The 2,095-nt window shown below is 71.5% G+C and carries 2 protein-coding genes; both read right to left on the bottom strand.

The features are described from left to right. Nucleotides 1-400: 400 nt before the first annotated feature. Nucleotides 401-1,585, bottom strand: coding sequence for a tyrosine-type recombinase/integrase (locus tag SPF06_RS21975; protein ID WP_323281300.1), 1,185 nt, complete (start codon nt 1,583-1,585; stop codon nt 401-403). A 4-nt stretch (nt 1,586-1,589) separates the two neighbouring features. Further along, complete coding sequence (locus SPF06_RS21970; RefSeq protein ID WP_323281299.1) at nt 1,590-1,829, bottom strand: helix-turn-helix domain-containing protein; 240 nt, start codon at nt 1,827-1,829, stop codon at nt 1,590-1,592. Nucleotides 1,830-2,095 lie beyond the last annotated feature (266 nt).

Raw genomic sequence — 2,095 nt, 5'->3', positions numbered from 1 at the left:
CGAAGCCATGGGCTACCAGGTCACCCTCGCTCGCGCCAGCTAACGAGATCACCAACCAACTAAATCTTCGCGTCAGACGGTGGGGCCACCGTGGCCCCACCGTTAAGGGCGAACGGGAAGGCGCGCGAACACGCGGCAGCGCGATGACCGCCCGGGCGTCGGTGCTGACCTGGAACGAACTCGCCAGCTCCGCGATGGCGGGCGTCCTGGTTCGCCGTCGGCGAGCATAAGCCCAGGTCGCACGGCGCCGCCACGGTGGCGGCACCGTCGGCCGCCATCACGAGGGAGACTACGGAACCGCCATGCACAGCGTCTCCCCTCCCACGAGCCCCCCTCATGCCGCCGATACGATCCGAACGCTCCCGCCCAGCGTCGCATGCAGGCAGGCAGCTGGGGAAGGTCAAAGCTCGTCTTTCGCGAATGCGCGCTCGAGCATCTCGGCCGTGGCAGGGTTCACCATCTCGTTGCGGCGGATGTAGTGCTGGATGGTGATCTTCGGGTCAGTGTGGCCGAGCAGCTCGGCGGCGAGGTCGACGCCGGCCTGGGCGCTGATCGCGGTCGCGACGGTTCGGCGGAACATGTGCGGCGTGACCCCGGCGATCCCGGCCAGGTCCATCACGTGGCGGAGCTGGCGTCGGACATTGTTCGTCGTCAGCGGCGTCCCCTCCCGGCTTGAGAACAGCAGGGCATCCAGCGACCGGTCCTCCAGCCTCGCCAGCCGGCGTCGCACGGCCTCGGCGGTGAACGAGGGCATGGCCACGGTGCGGCGGGACTTCGCGGTCTTGGGGTGGTCCTGCCGCACCGTCGGCTCGCCCCGGTGGCTGACGATGGTGCCGGCGATCCGGAGCGAGGGCGGTGCCCCGGTGATGTCGATGTCGCGGCGGCGGAGGGCCAGGACCTCCCCGATCCGGGCGGAGGTGCCGAGCATGACCTCCACGATCGCCCCGAGCTGGCCGTCCGGCTTCGGCCCCGACGGCGATCGGCCGGCCTCCCAGAACGCGATCGCGGCCCGGATCGCGTTGACCTCGGCCGGGGTGAGCGCATCCGGCGTTCTGGCCGGGCGATGGAGGCGGGCGACGTGGTCGACCGGGTTCCGGGGCAGGACCTCGTGGCGGACCGCCAGGGCGAGGGCGAGCCGCAGCACGACGCGGGCGTGCTTGGCCTTCGCGTAGGACTGCTTCGCGAGCTGCTTGAGGAACTGGTCGCAACGCGCGACGCCGATCTCCCGGAGCGTGAGCCCTGCGAACGCCGGGAGCACGAGGGTGCGCATGTCGCGCTCGTAGAGCTGCCGGGTCGCGGTCGCGAGCCGGCCCTCGAGGTCGATGTCCTCGAGCCAATACTCGACGAGGTGGGGGAACGGGCTGTCGGGCGCAAGTGCCCCGGTTGTCGGGGCGAGCAGGTTGCGGTCGGCGCATTTGGCCTTGAGCGCGCGGGTCGCGGCCGCGGCGCTCGCGGCGCTGGCCTGCACGAGCCGGACGACGCCGTCCCAGTCCCGGTAGCGGGTGCGGGCCTCGATGAGGCCGCTGGGGCGGCGTCGGGTCGTGACCTCCCCGTAGGTGCCGATCGTCAGGCGCGGGCGGCTCATCGCGTCACCGCCGATCCGGCGGCTGCCGCGGCGCGGGATCGCGCTGCGCCTCGATCCAGGCGGTCACGTCGGCCGCCGCGAACTTCAGGTGCTTGCCGAACCGGTAGGCGGCCGGCCCGAGCCCGCGGGCGCGCCAGTCGTAGACCGTCGAGACAGGCACGCCGAGGTAGGCCGAGAGCTCGCGGATGCCGAGCAGCGGCGGCAGTCCGGGAAGGGGCGTCGGGAGGGGTGCTGGAGTGCTCATGCCCGGCAGGTGCACCGGGCGTCCCGGGCCATCCGGGAGGGTCCGGAAGGAACGCCGCCGGGCCGAATGCCGGGGCCGCGAGGGCACCCCGCGGGAGGGGTTTTTGATGGGTATTTGATGGCCGGTTCAAATCACACCTACGCAGAAGCCGCGGGAACCCTTGGGTTTCCGCGGCCTCGTGGTCGGGCTGACAGTGTGCTGGTTCAGGACATCGGAATGGGGTGTCTCGGGTCATCGGAATGGCGTGTCTCGGGTGATCGGAATGC

It is taken from the genome of Sinomonas terricola (assembly GCF_034931225.1).
Taxonomy (GTDB): Bacteria; Actinomycetota; Actinomycetes; order Actinomycetales; family Micrococcaceae; genus Sinomonas; species Sinomonas terricola.
This window is presented reverse-complemented; position numbering and strand designations above follow the sequence as displayed.